Origin of the sequence: Paenibacillus sp. FSL R5-0766, assembly GCF_037971845.1 — a bacterium.
Taxonomy (GTDB): Bacteria; Bacillota; Bacilli; order Paenibacillales; family Paenibacillaceae; genus Paenibacillus.
Window position 1 is genome coordinate 6,005,524 of sequence record NZ_CP150227.1, and the last position, 20,459, is coordinate 6,025,982.

Consider the following 20,459-nt stretch of genomic DNA (forward strand, 5'->3'; position numbering starts at 1 on the left):
TCCTCAACGATCCTCGAAGCTCTTGACTGCATCGTCAATGCTCAGGTTACCAGCTTCAATATCCTTAAACAGTTGTTCAAAATCATCCGCCGGTGGGGCTGGCTCAGTTGCCGGTTTTATATCCAGCTTGGTCATGACAAATTGGGATAACGCATGTACACTGGTGTACGAAAACAGATGGATTAGTTTCATTTTGCCTGGATAGGCTTCTTCAAGCAGAGAGAATAACCGATTTAACAGAATGGAATCTCCGCCCAGATCAAAAAAGCTATCGTGGATATCCAGCTCTTCAAAACCAAGCACTTCGTTATACATGCCTGCAATCTGCCGTTCGATGCTGTTGTAATCCTCGCCGTCTTTTCCTTTGAGTTCAACATGTGCATTCGCCGATTTGTTTCGTTTAGCTGCAGCAGGAGCCACCTGACGCGACTCTTCCAACTTCTCGGCTTCTTTCAGCCTGTTCGTCATCTCTTCGGAGAATCGGAATGGAAATTTGGTCAACAGTGCTTTGGCAAACCGTGGGTGGTATGTAAATTCCCCGATCAACACACGCGGCACCTCTTTGTTCAATGCTGCAAAAAATCCGGCCGTTGCCTGTTCGGTCGGAAGGGCTTTTGTAATGGCGTCCACATTAAAACCATAATCCACAGACATGCCCGCTTCTTTCCACGAAGACCAGTTAATAGACAAGGTCTTCAGGCCGCTTTTGCTGCGCGAGTAAGACAAAGCATCCAGATATGCATTGGCCGCTGAATAATCTCCTTGTCCAACCTCACTTGACAGCGACAGACCGGAAGAGAAAAAGACCAGGAAATCAAGCTCATCCTGACGGGTCAGTTGGTCCAGTATCCAGGCTCCCTGCACTTTTGGATGAAGGACTTCGTCAAACGTTTCCTGCGTTTTGCGGATCAAATATCCAACCGCCGGTACACCTGCACCGTGGATCACTCCTGTGATGGACCCATGCTTTTCCCTGACATCGGCCAGTACATCCTGCATCGCTTCATAATCCGATACATCGGCTGCATAACAGGATACTTCTGAACCCTGTTGTTCAATCTCCAGGAAGTTGCGGAGACGAGCAGCCGTCTTGGATTCAAGCTCAGGGTCATTAAGCAGTGTCTCCCATTCCGATCTTGCAGGAACTGGGGTACGCCCAATTAACACAAGTTTGACCTCTGCTTGGGAAGCGAAAAATTTTGCCATTTCCTGACCAATCCCGCCTGTACCCCCAGTAATGACATACACACCACCCTGTTGAATATCGACAGGAGAATCTGTCAGCTCATCGGCTTGAACCTCACCCAATTCCTCGATATAACGGACCCCACTACGATAGGCAGAGGTATAACTCTGATCTTGGGAACCCATTTCCTGAAGCAGTTCATCTGCCCCTGCGCTCTCGTCCAGATCAATGCTTCGACAGGTAATATGCGGATATTCCAAGGCGAGCACTTTACCCAAACCGTATAACGAGGCCGCTTCAGGAGAAAGTCGACTCTCATCCGTTGTAACTTCGTAGACCTGTTCGGAGACCAGCATCATATTCAGTGCGTTGTCACTTCCGTGTTCAATGAGTGCACGAATCAGATAAAACAGGCTATATACGCCCTTTTGCTGACTATGTTCCAAATCCTGAAGTGTATGAATTTCCGCAGAACTCGGCACCGCAAAGAGATGTACAATGTCACTTATGGATGTATTCCCCAGCGCTGCAAATAGCTCCGCAAAGTTGCTTTCCGAACCATTCACCGTGAACGAACCGTCAGGTTCATGCTTGAAAGATTCTCCGTAACGCACCTCAATTACTTGGCGCCCTGACTGCTTAAGGCGTTCAACCAATGCGCTTCCCCGTTTACCCTCATCCTTCAAAATCAGAACTGCACCTGTTCCCTGAATCGGTTCTGGCTCTGTTAGATCAGCTTTCCTCCAGTTCATCCGATAGAATCGGGCTGGCGTCGGTTCTTCCGAGACCGCACTGCTGCAATTTGCGGTAGCGGCAGTACGAGCGCCCTCGGGAACTTCAAACCAGCAGCGAGTCCGGGTAAATGGATAGGTTGGCAGACTTGTTTTGCGCAGTCCGTCTCCTGTGTATAGAAGCTCCCAGTTCAGTTCTGCACCTTGTACATAATGCAGTCCAATCTGGTCCAGTATGTCCTGTACAGCCTGCTGACCCTTACCCATCTTCGCCAGTTCCGGATTCAGACTCATAGTCCGATCGCCCTTGTGACCATCTTCGCCACCTGTAGCTGGTGAATCTGGACGATTTTGATCGTTGCTAACCTTGTGATAACCGTAATAAATCCCTGGACTTCGATGTCCACTGGGTCCACTACTTTTGCTTAAATTCTCATCGGCTCCGATCATTCGTCCAGCTTCATTTAATCGAAGCAAGAGCTCTTCCGCATCCTGCCCGGTGACCAGTAAACGGTAGGCGTAGTGCCCCCTCCCTGTGTTGGCGGTATAACACAGAGAAGGTACATTCTGAGCTTCAACTTGAGAGAGAACGTGAGTATATTCCGTAATCAGCGTCTGGAGCGCTGCCTGCGTTTTGGCCGATACGGTTAGAAGTTGTTCTCCGCGTATTTCCAGCTCTTTAACCGTAGTGGTCGGCGCTTCTTCCAGCACAATGTGACAATTGGTCCCACTGATGCCAAATGCACTAACACCGCTACGTCGTGGCGTGGCAGCGTTATCCCACTCCCGCAACCGGGCATTCACATAGACCGGGGATGCCGCAAAATCGATGGCCCGATTCGGTCTGTGAAAATGTTTGGAGGCAGGAATCTGTTTATGTTTCAGTGACAAGGCCGATTTGATCAAACCCACGACACCAGCCGCCTCTGACAGGTGACCGATATTCGTTTTGACCGAGCCGATTCCGCAAAATTGACTTTTACCCGTGTGACGCCGGAATGCCTGCTCAATCCCTTGTACCTCAAGCGGATCGCCCAGCATGGTGCCACTGCCATGAGTCTCAATATAAGAGACCGTCTCGGGATCGATACCCGCATCCGCCCAGGCTTGAAGAATCGCTTCCGTCTGTGCCTCCGGGTTCGGGGCAGCGATACTGATGGATTTACCGTCCTGGTTTACGCCATACCCTTTGATAACAGCGTAGATCTGATCACGGTCTTCCAACGCTTTAACCAATGGTTTGAGCATCACCACCCCTGCGCCTTCACCAATACCCGATCCGTCCGAATCGTCATCAAACGCTTTGGTTCTCCAATCGGTGGACTCAATCCCAATTTTGATATGATCACTCTTTAGCGGAACCAAATTAATCTTGATTCCCCCAACGAGCGCCTGATCGCATTGCCCCTCCTTGATCGCCTGACAAGCCAGTGTAATGGCCACCAGAGAGGATGAACAAGACGTATCCACCACCAAGCTCGGCCCTTTTAAATCCAGTAAGAAGGATAACCGACCAGCCGCTACAGAAGCCAGATTACCCACAAGCGAGTACGCAAAGGATTCCGGTTCCGCATCGTAGATAAAACGTGAGTAAAGATCCCGAATATTGTTGGAAAGGCCCAGGTATACCCCCGTGCGGCTGCCAACCAGTTTCCCTCCCCCATACCCTGCGTCCTCGATCGCTTTCCATGCCGTTTCCAGAAACAGCCTGTGATTGGGGTCCGTCAGACTGGCTTCTTTGGGTGACATTTTAAAATAGGCATAATCAAATTTATCAATCTCATCCAGATAGGCATTTTCGTTGAATTGAATCTCGTCTGGCGACATACCTAGATATTGCAGATACGAATGAATGTCCGGCACTCTGGAAGCCGGAAAGGAACGAATGCTGTCCGTACCACTGACGATGTTGTCCCAGAATTCTTCGGGAGAATCAGCTTGCGGCAATTTCAAAGCCATGCCCACAATGGCAATATCTTTGGCAGTATTGGTTGACCCGGACGCAGTATAGGCGTCCTCCTCCGATTTGAGTTTTTTGAGCAGCTGCACGGCCACTGTTTTGTCCAAGCTTCCGTCTTGCAGCTGTTCCATGACAAACTTGTATACACTCTCCACCACAGTTCCTCCTTTACAGGTTAATCAGGTTATTCAAAGCCTGCTGCAGCGTAACGTCGCCACTTTCCATCTGGTCGATTACACGCTTCAGATCCTGCTCCATGTCTTGTGGCTTCGAAGTAGCCTTCTCATCCATAAACCGAGCCAATCTGCTAATATTGGAGTTCGCAAACAAATCCGTGACTTTGGTCAAACCAGGAAACTGCTGATCAATCCTGGCCTGAACCTGTATAAGCACAATGGAATCAGCACCCATCTCGAAGAAACTGTCCCCTACATTAATCTCATGAAAACCAAGCATCGTTCGACAGATGGAAGCGAGTGCCTTTTCAGTTGGTGTATAGGATGCGTCTGATTTACCTGTCAAAACCACTTCTCCGTCACGTTCCTCTGACGGGGATACCCGGAGACGCTTGTTGGCCATTTGCTTCATCCGTTGGTCCAGTTGAACGCGAATAGCGGAAGAGAGATCAAACGGACTTTTGGCCAGTGCCGATATCAATTGACCCTCATAATGAATCTGACCAATAAGTACTCGGCGAACCGATGATTGCCGCATCACAAGAGATAATTGATTCATCGCTTGTTCCGTAGGCATGGCTTTGAACAACGTATCCACAGCAAACCCGTGCTCTGCTGACATACCCGTTTCCTTCCAGGTAGACCATTGCACAGTCAGCGTGCGCTTGCCCATCATTGATCTGTAGTCAGCATATGCATCTAGGTAGGCATTGGCAGCAATGTAATCCGCCTGTCCCGGGGCGCTGAATACCGAAGCGATCGATGAATAGAGCACCATAAAATCGAGATGATCCTGTTCGGTAAGTTGATCCAATACCCAAGTACCATGTACTTTGGGAGAGAATACCTCGGTGAATCCCGCCTGTGAACGGCTTGTGATCATTTCCGAGCTTCCAACCCCTGCGCCATGGACAACCCCTTTAATTTTCCCGAACGTTGCCCGAAGCTGATCCAGAACTACACGCATGGCATCCAGATCCGACACATCTGCAGCATGGCAACTAACCTGATGTCCCCGGCTCTCCAGTTCACGAATAACTGTAATTTGATGAATCACCTTGAATCTCGATTGTTCTGCAACAATGGCATCCCATTCCTCACGTGCAGGAATCGGTGTACGGCTGATTAATGCTAGGTTCACTGGAGCGTCGGAAGCCAGATATCGCGCGGTTTCCAAGCCAATTCCACCGGTACCACCAGTAATGATGTACACACCATCGTTGTCAAAAATAAAGGCATCTTCAGCAGGTGCAGATTCATTCAATGCTCTGAACTCCTGAACATACCGTGTTCCATTACGATAGGCCACCTCATAATAGGAAGATGTCGTACCGATCTCTTGCAACAACTGCTCCAGAGAAGAGTCCTCATCCATATCTATACAACGGCAATGAACCTGTATGTTCTCCTTGCCTACCACTCTGCCCATTCCAAAGGCAGAAGCCAGATGAGGCTTTATCCGCTCCGTACCGGTAATGCAATTGACCTCACGGGACACCAGAACTAACTCCATGGGCTGGCTCAGAGAACTGGACAACAGCGCTCGAATAAACCGGAAGAACCCATATACACGTTCATCTAGAACAGTCTCTAATGATTCCATGTCACTAGATACACTTGCTGCATGTTCATCACTGCCCACACCGTTTAGATACACCACTCTGGAAAGTCGGTCTAGGCCCGCCTGTTGCAGCACACGCTGATAGACTTCCACCTGTTCCAGATTTCGACTGTTCGGGTCAGATTGCAGAACATCCGCCTGAAGTACGGTATATACCTGCATCCCCGACTGTTCCATACGTGCTGCTATCTCAGCTGCATAATCGGACCCATCCAGAAGTACCAGTGTAGTACCATGGCTCGCTTCGATCGGCTGATCGGAAACCTCTTTCGCTATCTCCTTCTGCTGCCATACAAGCTCGTAGGCTTGCGGTACCGATCTGGTGCTCGCTTGTGCATACACTGAAGACTGCTCGGGAAGATCCACCCAGCAGCGTGTATTATCGTATGGATACAATGGAAGACTGATTTTACGAATTTCCTCTTCCCTGTACATCAGGCTCCAATCCACGTCACTGCCTGTAGTGTACAGTCTGCATAATTCATGTAATAAACCCGGATCTGAAGACTCCATGTATCGGGATAGGCAATCTCTGCCCTCCTGCTTCAAGATGGACTTCTCCTGCCCCGTCAATTCGTGGTCTTTCCCTTCGATCTTCTCTGTGATTACTTTATGCACGCCATAATAGAGCTGATGCTCACCTGTGGATTCGAGACCTGATGTAGCGAGTAGCCGCAACTTCATGAGCAGATCGGATGTGTCCGTCACTCCAAAGGCAATCCGATATACATGATGCCAGCGCCCCGTATTCGCGGTATAACATATGTTTTTGAGCGAAAGTTCCTGCTGACGTTCCGAGATAAAACGGATATAGTTATCAACCAGCGCAAGTAATGACTTGCGGCTCTTGGCACTTAGCGTGAACACTTCCACATCTCTGGTAATCTTCCGTTCCTGGATCACAGGCGGCTCTTCCAGTACGAGATGGCAATTGGTTCCGCTAAATCCAAAGGCACTGACTCCGCAGCGAAGCGGCTCCCCGTTCCCGTCCCATGGTCTCGATTTCGTGTTGACATACAACGGCGAATCCTGGAATGAAATGGATGAGTTAGGCTTATCAAAATGAAGCGTAGGTGGTAATACCCGATGCTTCAAGGCCATAGCCGCTTTAACCAGACTGCCCACACCAGCTGCTTCAAACAAATGGCCTATATTGGACTTGACCGAGCCTATAGCAACAAACTGATGCTTGTCTGTATATCGGCGCAGCGCTGTGGTAAGTCCATCCATTTCAATTGGATCGCCGAGCTTCGTCGCTGTACCATGCGTCTCCACGTAACCAATGGTCGAAGGATCAATACCGGCATCCTGCCATGCCTTCACAATGACATCCGTCTGTGCTTCAGGATTCGGAGCCGTAATGCCAATCGAAGCTCCATCCTGATTAATGGCACTTCCTTTGATAACCGCATAAATATTGTCTTTATCCGCAATCGCCTTGCTTAGTGACTTCAATACTACGGCGGCTCCGCCTTCACCAAGCCCCGAACCATCTGCTTCTTGATCAAATGGCTTGGTTAATCCATCCGAAGATTCAATGCCGACTTTCAAATAATCATGATCCAACGGACTGAGGCTGATCCGTGCACCCGCGACAATCGCCATCTCGCAATCACCATTACGAATGGCCCGGCAGGCCAGATGAGTAGCGACAAGTGATGCAGAACATGCCGTGTCGATCACCATCGTAGGCCCCTTGAGATCCAGTGGATAGGCAATACGAGTCGGCATCATGGCTGTGATGTTCCCGACAATGGACATCGGATATTGATAGGGGTCCAGATCACAGATCATTTTGAGATAAGAATCGTTCAGGCTACTTGCAAAACCCATATAGACACCTGTATTTGTTCCTTCGATGCGCCCTCCGTAACCTGCATCCTCTACCGCATGCCATGACGTCTTCATGAATAACCGCTGAATCGGGTCCGTTAATCCGGCCTCCTTCGGAGACAAACGGAAATACTTATAATCAAACTGATCAATATCATCCAGAAATGCACCCTGAAGGTACTGCACTTCTTTGTCCGCACCCAGCTTGGCATTCATCCATTGATGATAGGCATCCATGTCTTTTTTGCGTCCCTCTGGAAAATCCGTTGTACAGTCCACACCGTTCAAAATGTTGTCCCAATACTGCTCTGCCGTATCAGCCATTGGCATTTCCGCAGCAATCCCAATAATGGCGATGGCCTCATCCTGTTCAACGATTGGTTTCTTTTGCTCCAGAGGAGCAGCCGCTTTTGCTTTTACAGCCGTGCCGTTACCCTGGTTCACATGCAGAGCCAGCTTATGGATAGACGTATGTGCAAATAAATGAGCAATCTTCACTTTACCCGGAAACTCCTCGTTCAGCCTCTCATGCATACGGATCAGCATAATGGAGTTGCCCCCGAGATCGAAGAAATTATCATAGATATTGATCTCCTGATAACCCAGAATCTCACTGTATATGCGTGCTACCTGCTGCTCGGTTTCCGAATAGAGTCCCCCTTCATTCCCTGAAAGATCTACGGGCCCCGTATGCTTCTCCTGTGGTACGGTCCGGTTGGAACGATTCGATGCTCCCTGGTCAGCGATTTCCCTACTCCGCTTCACTCCAGCTTCCAACTTATCCGACAAACGGAACGGGAACTGCCCAAGTGCAGCGAGATGTTTACTTCCATAATTCATCGCACCGATGAATACTCGGGAGAGTCGTCTGCTCATGGCTGCTTCCATCGCTGCAATGCCATCCGTTGTAGGAATAGTCTTGAACATGCCATCCACATTAATACCAAATTCCACGGACATTCCGGTCTCTTTCCACGATACCCAATCAATGGAGAGTGTTCTGCGTCCCTGCCCCGTCCTCCATGCCGCGAAGGAATCCAAATAACAATTGGCAGCCGTATAATCACCTTGTCCAATTTCACCGATCACAGATATACCGGAGGAGAACAATACCATAAAGTCCATGTCTTGATCTCGCGTCAGTTTCTCCAGAATCCAGGTTCCCTTCACCTTGGGTCCAAGAATGGTCTCGAATTCATCATCGCTTTTGCGATATATAAATCCGTCTCCGGGAATACCTGCTCCATGAATAACACCATGTATGTTTCCATAGCGGTGGGTGATATCCTGAATCACTTCCGTCATGCCTACAACATCGGCCAGATCCGCATTGTAATAATGAACGGTTGCGCCCAATGCTTCCAGTTCAAGGATGCCTTGCATCTTGGGACCGCGGGAATCTTGGCCTGCTTCCAATATGTCTTCCCATTCCTCCTTTGCCGGAAGAAGTGTCCGACCAACAATCGCCAGCTTCACTTGCTCCGAAGAAGCCAGAAACCGTGCTGCTTCCAGACCAATACCACTTGTACCGCCTGTCACGAGATATAAACCGCCTGGACGCACCTTGAAAGGTACGCTCTCATGTTCATTAAGATCCATCTCTGTAAAGGTCTCCGTATAACGCTGGCCTTCACGATACGAAACAGCATAAGCTTCACCGTTGATATGTCTTTCCTTGAGGATATCCTTCGCAGATATGGACTGATCCACATCTATAAACTTGCTCCGAATATGTCCATATTCCTGCTGAATCACTTTACCAAGTCCCATTAAGAGTGCATTATGAGGGGTAATCCTCTCTTCTCTTCCTGTGACTTGTCCAGCGTACTCAGCAATCAGGTTCAGATGAATTTCTTCAGCAAAGCCTTTGCTCATAAGCGCCTGAATCAGATAGACCGGTGAGTAGAAAGCTTCCTGTTGTCTGGCTTCAATAGCTGCCAAATCTTCAGGATATAATGAATTGCCCATCATGGATAAATAGATGATTTCAGTAATTTCACCGTCTGTGAACATGTTTAACAGCTCAGTATAGGCCGCCGGAGCAGCTCCGCCGACTTCGTATTGATTCTCCGATATTTGCCGGAACTGGTTACCCGGTCTCACATGGACTACCCGCTTGCATTCGCCCTCCAGTTCTGCCGACAGTTCCTGTTCCAATTCGGTACCATTACCGATCATCATGACTGTGCCTGAAGAGGAAGGCACCGAGGTATGCAAAGTCGTATCCCCATTGTCCTCTATCCAGCGCACCGTATGAAAATAGTCCTTTAACGACACAGCAGTCGGGTCTTGAATATCAATCCAGCATCTGCTGGGCTCAAACGGATACGTAGGTAAACTCAACTTCCGTACCTGTCTTCTTTGATATAGCTGCCCCCAATCCATCGTTGCACCCTCGGCATAGAGTAAAGCCAGCTCCCGAAGTGCTGATTCATCCCATACAAGAGGACTGGAAGCAAGTTCTTTGATCCGTTCCTGTGCCTGAGACGATTGACGTCTGGTTCGCTCACGTTCTTCCGCCCCCATTCGCTCGGCTCCTGTAGGCTTAGGAGCGGGAGCACCAGTATAGACTCCCTCTTGTGTCTTCAATTGGGTCCACGGTTGTTCCAACAGGTGAATCAGTTGAGCCGTGTCTTCCACAAGCAGGGACAGACGATGTTCATAATGCCCACGACCTGTAGCTGCCGTATAACAGACATTCGCAACAGGAACTTCACGATTCTCCTTCAGGAAACGCTCATACCGCTGGAGCAATCGAATAAGCGCTTCTTCCGTCTGAGCCGAACACACAAACAGCTGCTTGCCTAAAGCCTGATCCTCTCCTGGATCTTGAGCAGTAACGGCTGGAGCTTCCTCAAGCACGACATGACAGTTGGTTCCGCTGAATCCAAAAGCACTGACACCACATCTGCGCGGGACTCCTTCTTCCGCTTCCCAGGGTCGGAGTTGTGTATTCACATACACTGGCGTTTGCTCAAACCGGATGTTGCGGTTGGGTTTGGCAAAATGAAGAGACGGCGGCAGCTTCTGATGTTTCAAGGCCATCACTGCTTTGAGCAGCCCGGTTACGCCTGCACATTCATATAAATGACCGATATTGGATTTCACAGAGCCAATCGCGCAAAATTGTTTTTTGGCGGTAAACTGTTCAAAAGCATTGGTAATCCCTTTAATCTCAATCGGGTCTCCCAGCTCCGTCGCTGTACCATGGGCTTCAATATAACGGATGGTCTCAGGGTCAATCCCCGCTTCTTCCCATGCCTTCACGATCGCTTCGGATTGGGCACGCGGATTCGGTGCAGTCAACCCAATAGAGGTTCCATCCTGATTGGCAGCAGTTCCCTTAATGACGGCGTAGATATGATCCCCATCCTCAATGGCCCGACTTAACGGTTTCAGAAGAATGGCGGCCACACCTTCACCCACACCTGCCCCATCTGAGGCATCATCAAATGTCCGCGTCTCCCCGTCGGAGGACTCAATGCCAAATTGCTCATATTTATTAAAAACAGGGAGCGTATTCACCTTCACCCCACCCGCTATGGCTGCATCACACTCACCACTTCGGATCGACTGACAGGCCATATGAACAGCAACAAGAGATGATGAACATGCAGTATCCACCACCATGCTGGGGCCTTTCAAATTCAGCAAATAGGATATTCTCCCCGCCAGTACCGCAGTCACATTGCCCGTTACCGAGATGGAGATGGATTCCGGTTCTACATCGGCGATAATATTGGCATAATTGTCTCGGGTGCTGCTGTAATACCCTACATACAATCCCGTATTGCTACCAGATAACTTTGCGCCTCCATAACCTGCATCTTCCACCGCTTCCCATGCCGTCTGGAGAAAAATTCTCTGGTCAGGACTCATCAGGGCTGCTTCTTTGGGTGTCAGCTTAAAGTAGCGATAATCAAATTTGTCCACTTCATCCAGGTAGGAACCTTTAATAAAGCTCAGCCCATCTTCATCCTGCTGTTTGAAACGTACATATTTCAGCACATCCTCTTGTCTCGCTTCAGGGAACTCCACAATGGAATTCACTTTGTTCTCGATATTGTTCCAGAATTCCTCCACATGATCAGCCATGGGCATATGCGCAGATATGCCGATAATGGCAATATCTTCACGAGTGTTCTTTTTCTGCTGTTTCAACAGCGTAATCATATCAATCGCCGTTTTTTTGTCGATTTTGCCACCAGATGTATTCTCAATAATGTATTTAAGCAACTGTTCCAATGTATCGTCCCCTTACATATCAGATATGTTTTAATCCTTTGAGCATATCCTCCATGCTGATCTTGCCATCTTCCAACTGATCAAAAAGAGAATGGACTTCCTCGTCCAGCGCAATTGCACCACCTACAGGCTCCTCTACCTGTTTCTTCTCCCGTTTGTGGCCTGTTTTATCAGCAAGATATCCACCCAATCGGTGCACAGACGGATGTTCGAACAGATCTGCAACAACGAGTACCCCCGGGTACTGACGGTCAAGTTGTGCATACATTTGTTTCACCAGAATCGAGTCAGCTCCAAGTTCGAAGAAACTGTCATGGATATCAATTTCATTAAAGCCCAGAATAGCTTGGCACACTTCGGCAACCTTTCTCTCCCATGGTGTGTATTCTCCCTCATCCGCACCATTCAGCACGGTATCCTGCCGGGCTACACTTTGCGGGGTCACTGGCGCTGGCGCCTTCGGTGATGAAGTTCTCTGTAGACGTGAATCAATCCAGCTCTCCACTTGAGGAGAAAGTCTAAACGGATAGTTGCGAATCATCTTCAACATGCCACGGTCTGTCGACATCTGTCCTATCAATACACGTTCGATCTGACGTCCTTCCACCTGATCCAGCCAAGTCAGAGCCTCTTTATTGGTCATGGCTTTGAAAAGGGTGTCTACTCCGTAGCCCGTTGCGACAGCTGCGCCTGTTTCTTTCCAGGTTGACCAGTTGACCGTCATCGTTCCGTCCATCTCTTGGTTGCGATAGGCTGCGTAAGCATCCTGATACGCATTGGCAGCAACATAATCGGCCTGTCCCGGTCCGCTAAATAACGTTGCAATGGATGAAAACATCACAAAAAAGTCTGGATTGTCCTCTCTGGTGAGTTGATCCACGACCTGGGTTCCTTGCACTTTAGGGCATAATACACGTTCAGCTTCTTCTATCGTTCTATCCTTAAGTGGATGATCTCCACCTACAGCGACCCCTGCTCCATGAATGACACCTGCAATGCGAACGTATTTCTGACGTAATTCACTTAAAATCATTCGCATGGAAGCTTCATCTGAAATGTCTGCTTGGTAAGGAAGAACTGTCGCACCAGCAGCTTCCATTTGTTGCACAGATCGGATTTTCTGAGCTAACACTTCGTTGGAATGTGTAGCAACAATGCTATCCCACTCTTCTCGTGCGGGAAGCGAAGTTCTGTTCACCAGTGCGAGTGTAATTCCCGGGTATCGCTCCGCGAGTTGTAATCCAAGCTCCAGCCCAATGCCGCCCAGTCCGCCAGTAATGAGATACAACCCGTCATTGCGAATGTTGTAGTTCCATTTAGGATACGCACTCGGGTCCAGTGCTCCAAACTGCTGAATGTAACGCGTTCCTGCACGATAAGCTACACCATAATCATCACTTTCATGATCCAGTTCAGCCACAATATCCTGGAGTGAAGTCTCCGCGTCCACTTGGATGGATCGGCATTGCAGGCGTGCATCTTCTTTTCGTCCAGCCAAACCCAAACCAAACATCAGGGCAGCCTGAGGAAATACATTTTCCTCGGTCCCGGTGATGGAATGGATTGGATTCGTCAACAACACCAGGTCAACAGGCTCCAGCGATTGGGCACCTATCATCTCCTGAAGGAGATAGAAGAATGGTTGAAAGGACTGATCCTGTTGAATATAGATAATCCGGGTGATCGTCAATTTTTTCAAATGAGCCCACAATTGTTCCATGCTCTCACGATGGTCTGAAATGACATACTCCTCGGAAGATACTTGAAGGAACGAAGGTCCATCAAACACTTCAATAACCTGATGCCCCTGCTGCTGTAGTGTCTTACGAAGAGATAGATCTTCTCTTTTTCCCTCTCTTTTTTCGTCCATAAAAATAACGATATGACCTTCCGATAACTTCCGATCGGAATTACGTTCCGGTTCAGGAACCCAACCCAACTCATAATGGTGAATGTTCTCCATAGCGCTGGCATCCGTCTTGGTTTGGGACGGAGGAGCAGATAGCTCAATCCAGCAGCGATGAGCTTCAAATGGATACGTCGGGATGCTGATTCGGCGAACATCCTCACCTGAATACAGGCTTGGCCAGCTTACCTCCCCACCCCCAAGATAGGTTTCACAATGAGCGGTTAAATGCAGCTGACTGGACTCCGGGACTGACTGCTCTCGAATGGATTCCAATCCGCCTTCTTCAAGTTCTGCCAGTTGGGCGAACAAATCCTCTTTGCTGGAAGCAATCCGTACCAGACGGTGTTCATAATGGGTTCGGGAGGTGCCTGCCGTGTAACATATATCAGCTAACGTGTGATCGGTTGTTTTCAGATATTTCGTATATTTGGATATATATTGTTGCAGGGCTTGAAGCGTCTTGGCTGAAAGAGGGAAGAGGTACTCCCGCGTCTCAGTCTCGCTGTTGGTTTCCACTGCACCCGCCTGCTCCAGAATGAGATGGCAATTGGTTCCGCTGAATCCAAATGCACTGACACCCATTCGTACAGGTTCACCCTCAGCAGGCCAGATTCGGTTACGTGTATTTACATACACAGGCGTTCCACTAAAATCAATATTGCGATTCGGGCGATCGAAATGCTGCACCGCAGGTAAAATTCCTTTTTTTAAGGACAATACGGATTTAACAAGTCCTGTAATCCCAGCACTTTCATACAAATGTCCGATATTGGACTTCACCGAACCGATCGCACAAAATTGCCTCTTATCGGTGTATTGCTCAAATGCTCCCTTAATACCATCGATTTCAATCGGATCTCCCAAGACAGTCCCGGTTCCATGGGTTTCAATATAAGCGATACTTTCCGGATCGACCCCCGCAGCTTTCCACGCCTTCACAATGACCTCACTCTGGGCTCTGGCATTCGGCGCCGTAATCCCCATGGAGTTCCCGTCCTGGTTAATGGCACTGCCCTTGATGACTGCATACACCTGGTCCTTGTCTTTGATAGCATCCTGAAGTGGTTTCAGCATAATGACCGCCGCACCTTCACCTATTCCGGAACCATCTGAGCTATCATCAAAGGGGCGTGTCATGCCATTCGATGATTCAATGCCCATTCGGTAGTAATCCTTGTCCAGAGGAAGCACGTTGAGTTTTACGCCTCCTGCCAGCGCCATGTCACACTCACCCAAACGAATGGCATTACAGGCATGATGCACTGCAACCAGAGATGAAGAACAGGCAGTGTCCACCACCATACTCGGTCCTCTCAGATCAAGAAGGTATGATAAACGGCTGGGTAAAATGCAGGATAGATTGCCTGTGACCGAGATCGGCAGAGACTGAGGCTCCACATCATGAATCATCTCTTTATACCGATAACCTTCCAGATCGGATACCAGTCCAACGTATACTCCTGTATTGCTTCCCGCCAGCTTCTCACTGGTATATCCTCCATCTTCAAAAGCGGCCCAAGCTGTCTCCATAAAGATACGTTGAGCCGGATTCATTAAACTGGCTTCCTTTGGGGTAAATCGAAAAAAGGGATAATCAAAGGTATCGATATGTTCCAGATAAGAGCCATCCAAGTATTTGGTGTCTTCACCAGGGTTCATTTTACGAGAGATGTAATTATCGGCATCCTGGCGTCGCTGCTCCGGCAGATCCCTCGTACAATCCAGACCATGCAACAAGTTATTCCAGAATTGCTCCGCATCATCTGCCAAGGGCATACGAACACTGAGCCCAACGATCGCGATATCACCCGGACGGATAGTAGCTGGAGTTGCCACTGGAGGCAGCTGACTAGACGACTCCGTCTGAGCTGTGTCACGAATACCCAGTTCACTGAAATCCATCAGTTTGTTTTTCATTGTTTTATCCCCTTTCAGCCGCTGAGCGGAGACTTTCAATCACTTTGACAAGCATTTGATCATAGGTTCTGAAAAAAAGGTTCCATTGAACCGTATTCATTCCGGGTTTACAATACAGCGTTACCACCATATTTCGTTTTTCATTCTGAATTTCACAGATGACATCAAACAGTTCCTCCAGCGCCCCCCTGCCTCCACTGACATAATCTGCCTCGTAAAATAGCGGACGGATAGCGTCATGCTGTGATTTCATCCCTGCTCTAACCAGATCCTGGATATGATGACCAGGCTGTTCGTCTGCTGTATGTAAAGCTTGTTTAGCTAGGGCAAACAACTCATTGAAATCCTGCACCTCTTGCACATCCAGCGGAATGGAACTGATATGATTCATCCGATAAATCAGTGTATAGACCGTGAGTTGCGGCTGATTGCCAATCTCCGTCAACAGATATGCAAACAAAGACCATAACCATTCTACAGGCGTGCAGCCTGCCGTTTTGGACAAGTTCCTGATTTCATTAAAGCGATCCTTCTCGATCCGGAATTCATACCGATGGTCTTGAAGGGCCTGTCCACCATTCTGCATGTAATCCAATGGAACAGGGTATGCTTCCAGTTCCATGCCTTCCTGGTCTGCGATGAATTTGGCAAGTCTGGAGATCGTAGGATAGGCGAACATATTGGTTAACGTAATTTGGGCTGGATATAATTTTTCAAGTTGATTATAGACCTGGGCAAGAAGCAGAGAATCACTCCCTAAGTCAAAAAAATTAATCGTGGTTGTGACTCCCGCATCAGCTCCCAGCACAACATGAAATACGTCCAGAATAGTTGTCTCTAGCTGTTCAATTGAAGTAATCTGCCGTTGATTCATTGGACACCTCACCTCCGTATAGGATCTACTCCATATAACTTGTTAATGTCTGATTGATCATGCTAGTCACCCGATGCATACTGCCTTCAAATAAATAAAAATGCCCCCCTTTGTATATCCGGGCGGCACTTCCTTGTTCCGTATAACCTCTCCAACGTTCTGCACAATCCAGAATGTAACCTTCATCCTCTGCTCCGTTCAGTATCGTGATATCACATTGCAGCTTATAAGGCTTCTCTTCGTAGGTATACGTCTCATTCATCTCCAGATCCTTACGTAATATGGGGATGAACATATCCATCAGTTGCTGGTTCTCAAAGAACTCATCCGGGGTACCGCCCATTTCCTTAATGCGGTCGATGAACTGTCCTTCGGGCAAATGGTAATAGACCTGTTCTTTTTTATAATCCGGCGTCTCTCGCCCCGAGAAAAACATGTGTATGGGTTTCCTGAACTGCTCTTCATGCATTTTGTTATACAGTTCATAGATAATCAGACTTCCGAGGCTATGTCCAAATAGGGCATATGGCTCCTCATCTGGTAAATCGCTAGATATATAATCAAATACATCATCTACACTTTGCTGAATACTCTCATAGAGCGGCTTGGAGAATTTCAATCCACGTCCTGCAAGTTCAACCGGGTTCAGCACAATGGATTCGGATAACCCCTTTTTCCATTTGTTATATATTGATGCTGAACCACCTGCATAAGGGACACAATATAATCGCATCTTGGTCATAATCTCCTCTCCACTTACACGACTTCTCCCCATCTAATCGCTGTAGCGCAATAATACGTTCCAGCCCCGGCCCCAACCAACACAACACGATTACCTGCTTTCAGTGCCCCTTGCTTCACAGCCTCGGTCACCGCAATTGGCAAACAGGCGTTAGAAGTATACCCGTATTTTTCCATCGTCATATAGGCTTTTTCTTGCGGGATGCCCAAGGCAACGGCGAGTTCTCGAATCAGATTACTGTTCGTTTGCGGGAAAATAAACAGATCTACTTCCTCCATATTCCATTTTACTTTGCGCAAAAGACGGTTCACGAGCCGTGGAATACCTCGGACCAATTGTTCATATAAATATCGGCCATTGGACGTATAGACGGAAACAGATCCGTCAGGAATGTGTCCATAATGAACAGGCAATGTTCCATAACTGATATCTTCCATATTCTCGTGATGCATGATTCCGTTCAAAAAAACGCTGTGATAAGAATCATTTTCATCTAATTCCTGTAAGACAAATGCCCCTGCGCCGTCTCCCACACTGGAACATGCTGCCCGATCCTGCCAATCCGTTACTTTCGAATAGGTATCCGCGCCGATGACTAGAATATTGCTTATATCTTCTTCAGCCTGGAACGTATAATACGCATTCAATAATCCATAGCTGAACCCGGCACAGCCCGCGCGAAGATCCAGACAAATGGCTTGGTCTGCTCCAAGCTTTTCCTTCACAAGAGCGGACGGATGTGGTATTAAACGATCCGGTGTGAAGGTCGCCATAATGATCATATCAATATCCTCGGCATCCATCGCAGCCTGCTCTATAGCTTGTCTCGCAGCTTCCAATGCCAAATCACTGGTGTACTCATGCTTATGGGAGATTCTTCGTTCGCGGATTCCAAGGTTATGGTAGATCCAGTCCGCATTGGCGTTAATGTCCATGGCCTCCAGCCCCTGATTCGTCAACACGGATTCCGGCACATACATGCCGATACCGCGAATGGTCATTTGTCTCATGCATCACGTCTTCCTTTCCTGAATCCAAGGTGAGCATCCCTCTCTGAAAACAATAAATTTCCTGAAGACAACAAAAAAACAGTTCAGCCGCTTGTTTGCGCTTTACTGTCACAGAAATACCTTATTCAACAACATGTAGTGATGACTGCTCAACGTACATGGCTTCGCCCTGTTGATACACAATGTGTATTTCAGTGTTTATGCATATGACTCCCTTGGTTGCATAATGTGCCTAAGCTTCATTCTGCTCCTCCGGTTTTGGTTGTCGTATGTGACCATAACATGTCTGAGTACTCATTTTTCTTGTGTTGCATATAAAATTTCAACACCCAAATCAACTAATTTGGGTTCATCGTAGCCTGTTAGATGAAGCCACACCTTTGCTCTGCGTGTATGCTTGTCAATCTTCTTAATGATGCCTTCGTTTCCCATCAATGGGCCATCCAGCACCACAACTTTGGTATTTTCCATATATACGGTTGAATAATCGATAATATCTTCCGGATTGATGAGGTTAAGCAATGTGGTCATTTCATGATCCGGGATTGGCGTGCAGCTTGCATTAGTTCCCAGCATTTTAATGATATGAGGAATAGAACAGATTAAGTGGTATGTTTCGGCGGACATGTTGACTTGAATTAATACATAACCAGGAAAGACTTTTTTGGTACAGGCTTCAAAAATACCCGATTTCTTCTCCGGAACTTTTCTCTTGGGGATTAAAACTCGGATGGAGGTTCCTAGATACATATGTAGGTATTTCCTAATGACTTCTTCGCTTCCTGTATGTACAAACAATGCGTACCAGTTCATGGCATCATCCTCTGATTAACAAATTAGCCAAGCGGAAATATACATAAAATATGAGAGAATTAAATCCCTAAGTTTCAATTTGTGTAATAAAATGTAATTGTTTTGTTGTGAATATCTTAACCCATGACTTTTGGAACGTCAATGCTATTAATTCAATTTTATGTAAAATAATCTTACAATTCACATAAAGCACTCACATTTTGTCTGATATCGAATTTCGGAACAATACTCGTCTCCATGGTAACCAAAAAATCACTTACAGCACCGAACCTCTGTAAGTGATCTTTATCCATCCTTATCCTATTCAAGCAGGTCCAAACGAAGACGTTTCAGACTTGTATGTTTGATGTACCACTGGCCGTCAATTTTGACAAAAGTTTCGTGGTAGTGCCCAAATCCGTGGAAGGATTTATTCTCATTGCCCTCCGGGAACGTGACCCAATCTTCCATTGGGGAGATGACCTTTGCTTCGTTCTCGGATACAAATTCAACTTCGGCGCTATGAACATGATGCACGGTTACGGCCACATCCACCAGATCACGGAATACTTGTACGATCGTATCACGGCCTGTTAATACCGGAATTGGATTGCCTTCTGTGCTGAAATCGGCCACTGCATCCGGAGCAAACACATCACCCAAGGTATCCCACTGTTTTGTATCAATATAGCGGCAATAACGTGCCTTGGTATTCCGAATGTTTTCCAGCGCGAGCAATTGTTCCAGTCCTGTGATCGTTGATTGGCTCATGTGTTGTCCCTCCAGAGATGTAAAATGTGATGTAAGATTAGGATCATGTATGTATGCATACTATACCTTCCTTATTGTACCATTCGGCTTCTATTAGGTACAACGATACAAAAAATCTTTCCTTACCTCTCACGAGGTTGGGGAAAGATCTGGATAAACCTATGTGCCAGACGAGGGTAACAGCGTCCATTGAAGCTTCACTTCTATCTGCAAGTTACAGGGAATGTGCACCCTTCATCTGGGAAGCCAGTTCCGACATTTTTTTATTGTTCAAAAAACTTTCCATCTCTTCTTCCGCCTGCACCATCACCTGCTGGATCAAACAGCCTGCGTTATGATTCTGGGAACATTCGAACAGGGACGCCTGACCTTCAATCGCATGAATGATCTCCAGGAAAGAAGGATCAGGATTTTTACGACTAAGCCGGTAGCCACCATTGGCGCCAGAAGTCGATTCGATCATGCCCGCCTTAACCAATTTGGTCAAAATTTTGGACAGATACGTTGGTGATACCTTCTGCAATTCTGCAAGTTGGTGTACACTAACCAGCTGCTCAGGGGCAGTACTTACAAGATGAAGCATCGTATGCAAAGCATAATTTGTCGCTTTTGAATATTTCATGAGGGCACCTCATTATATACGGATTTAATTTATCCATAATAGACTTGATTGAGCTCTCTGTCAAACCACT

General features: G+C 47.6%; 9 protein-coding genes. All 9 read right to left on the reverse strand.

The window, feature by feature from the left end:
- Window positions 1-3 precede the first annotated feature (3 nt).
- The gene (locus MKY66_RS26125; RefSeq protein WP_076212941.1) at window positions 4-4,032 is read right to left on the reverse strand and encodes a type I polyketide synthase; all 4,029 of its coding nucleotides are present in this window, start codon (window positions 4,030-4,032) and stop codon (window positions 4-6) included.
- A 13-nt stretch (window positions 4,033-4,045) separates the two neighbouring features.
- Window positions 4,046-11,752 (reverse strand): SDR family NAD(P)-dependent oxidoreductase, encoded by a 7,707-nt coding sequence (locus tag MKY66_RS26130; RefSeq protein WP_076212943.1) that lies wholly within the window; start codon window positions 11,750-11,752, stop codon window positions 4,046-4,048.
- 19 nt (window positions 11,753-11,771) lie between these two features.
- Window positions 11,772-15,578: an SDR family NAD(P)-dependent oxidoreductase gene (locus MKY66_RS26135; protein ID WP_076212945.1), complete on the reverse strand. Its 3,807-nt coding sequence runs from the start codon at window positions 15,576-15,578 to the stop codon at window positions 11,772-11,774.
- Between the two features lie 4 nt (window positions 15,579-15,582).
- Window positions 15,583-16,452 carry a phosphopantetheine-binding protein gene (locus MKY66_RS26140; RefSeq protein WP_076212947.1) on the reverse strand — a complete coding sequence of 290 codons (870 nt, stop codon included), beginning with the start codon at window positions 16,450-16,452 and terminating at the stop codon, window positions 15,583-15,585.
- A 25-nt stretch (window positions 16,453-16,477) separates the two neighbouring features.
- Window positions 16,478-17,194 carry a thioesterase gene (locus tag MKY66_RS26145; protein ID WP_179088547.1) on the reverse strand — a complete coding sequence of 239 codons (717 nt, stop codon included), beginning with the start codon at window positions 17,192-17,194 and terminating at the stop codon, window positions 16,478-16,480.
- 14 nt (window positions 17,195-17,208) lie between these two features.
- On the reverse strand, window positions 17,209-18,204 hold the full coding sequence (locus tag MKY66_RS26150; RefSeq protein WP_083657195.1) for a ketoacyl-ACP synthase III: 996 nt from the start codon (window positions 18,202-18,204) through the stop codon (window positions 17,209-17,211).
- Window positions 18,205-18,498: 294 nt separating this feature from the next.
- A complete protein-coding gene (gene loaP / locus MKY66_RS26155; protein WP_076212949.1) occupies window positions 18,499-19,017 on the reverse strand; it encodes an antiterminator LoaP in 519 nt (172 codons plus the stop codon).
- A 300-nt stretch (window positions 19,018-19,317) separates the two neighbouring features.
- Window positions 19,318-19,767 (reverse strand): nuclear transport factor 2 family protein, encoded by a 450-nt coding sequence (locus MKY66_RS26160; protein WP_076212951.1) that lies wholly within the window; start codon window positions 19,765-19,767, stop codon window positions 19,318-19,320.
- Between the two features lie 214 nt (window positions 19,768-19,981).
- A complete protein-coding gene (locus tag MKY66_RS26165) occupies window positions 19,982-20,389 on the reverse strand; it encodes an Rrf2 family transcriptional regulator (protein WP_017692155.1) in 408 nt (135 codons plus the stop codon).
- Between the last annotated feature and the right edge of the window lie 70 nt (window positions 20,390-20,459).